Origin of the sequence: Microbulbifer variabilis (assembly GCF_020524905.1) — a bacterium.
GTDB classification, from domain to species: Bacteria; Pseudomonadota; Gammaproteobacteria; order Pseudomonadales; family Cellvibrionaceae; genus Microbulbifer; species Microbulbifer variabilis_A.
The window spans coordinates 1-1,320 of the sequence record NZ_JAIVKI010000057.1; the positions used below are offsets into that span (position 1 = coordinate 1).

3 protein-coding genes are annotated in these 1,320 nt (G+C 55.2%); all 3 read left to right on the top strand.

Annotated features, from left to right (window positions below; all coding sequences use genetic code 11):
- On the top strand, positions 1 to 360 hold a 360-nt coding region (locus LC073_RS21480; RefSeq protein ID WP_226649677.1), incomplete at its 5' end, for a DUF1833 family protein.
- A 6-nt stretch (positions 361 to 366) separates the two neighbouring features.
- Positions 367 to 789, top strand: a complete 423-nt coding sequence (locus LC073_RS21485; protein ID WP_226649679.1) for an NlpC/P60 family protein — start codon at positions 367 to 369, stop codon at positions 787 to 789.
- Positions 752 to 1,320 (top strand): hypothetical protein (locus LC073_RS21490; RefSeq protein WP_226649680.1); only part of this gene is annotated, 569 nt, incomplete at its 3' end. The genes LC073_RS21485 and LC073_RS21490, both read left to right, overlap by 38 nt.

Below are 1,320 nucleotides of genomic sequence, written 5' to 3' on the forward strand. Positions count from 1 at the left end.
CTGGAAGACGGCGAAACAGCCACTTTTACCGCGAGCGGCTTCGGGGTTTCCCTGCCACAGCGCTCCATGCGCGGCCGCCAGGATTTACAGTTCCAGCTGGATAATGTCACCGGCGAAGCACTGCAAAATATTGATGCCGCGCTGGAGGCGGGCGGATCTATCCAGGTGATTTACCGGCAGTTCCTTGAATCGGATTTAAGTGCCCCCGCACAGCCGCCAACCGTAATGACGGCAGTATCGGTCAAAGCCAATGCCGCTTCTGTGTCGGTGATTGCCAGTTTCCACGACCTGGTCAATAAAGCCTGGCCCAATAAGTTCTACACCCCGGATTTTGCCCCCGGCCTGAAATACTACGGCTAACTCCCTATGCACTGGATTAATGAATACCTCACCGTGCCTTATGTAGACGGCGGACGGGATATGCACGGCTTTGATTGCTGGGGGCTGGTGCGCGATGTGTTGCACCGGCAGTTCAAAGCCCCCTTGCTGGAATCCTTTGGCCATGTCTGCCCGGATGACAAGCCGCTGTTGACCGACAGTTATCTGCAGGTGGTACCGGATTTTTTACCGAGCCCCTGCAAGCCCGGCGCGGTTGCCTGCGGTTTTCGCGGCGACTGTCTGATTCATGTGGGCATAGTAATTAATAACGGCCAGACCCAAATCCTGCACACCGGGCGGCAGTATGGAAAACCGCTATTAACCAGCCCGCGCGCCTTCCGCCGATTGTTCCAACGCTGCGACTATTTTCACTATGAATGCGACTCTAAAAATCTACCCCAGCAAGCTTGAACGGGGAAATTGCGAAACCTGCACGGCTACACCGGGGCAAACATTTGAAAGCTGGCTGCAGGCGAATGTGCCCAGCTATGAACCCCGTGAGGTACCGCTATTCTCGGCGGCAGTAAATAATGAGAAATTGCCATCTAGCGAGTGGGCCAGCTACCTTATTCAGCCCGGCGACCAGTTTGAGCTGGTGGTAGAGGCGAAAGATCCATACACCATCGCGATGGTTGTCGTTGCGGTGGTTGCCGCCGCTGCCGCCGTGTATTTTGCCAATCAGATCCCCGATAACTACAACCAGACCACACCGGATGGTTCGACCATCTACAACCCCAACGCCCAGGGTAATCAGGCCAGGCTGATGGGTGTGGTGCCCGAGATTGCCGGCCGTCATAAAGTCTTTCCCGATTTGCTTAACCAACCGCGCCGGGAATATATCGGCAACGATCAATATCTGTATTTAATGATGGCGGTGGGCGTTGGCGAATACGAAGTGGACCCGGAAGAGATCTTTATCGGCAACACACCGGTCAGCCGATA

Bases quoted from the DNA above. Each gene is read 5' to 3' on its own strand.
- LC073_RS21485 (WP_226649679.1), top strand. From the start codon at position 367: ATGCACTGGATTAATGAATACCTCACCGTGCCTTATGTAGACGGCGGA.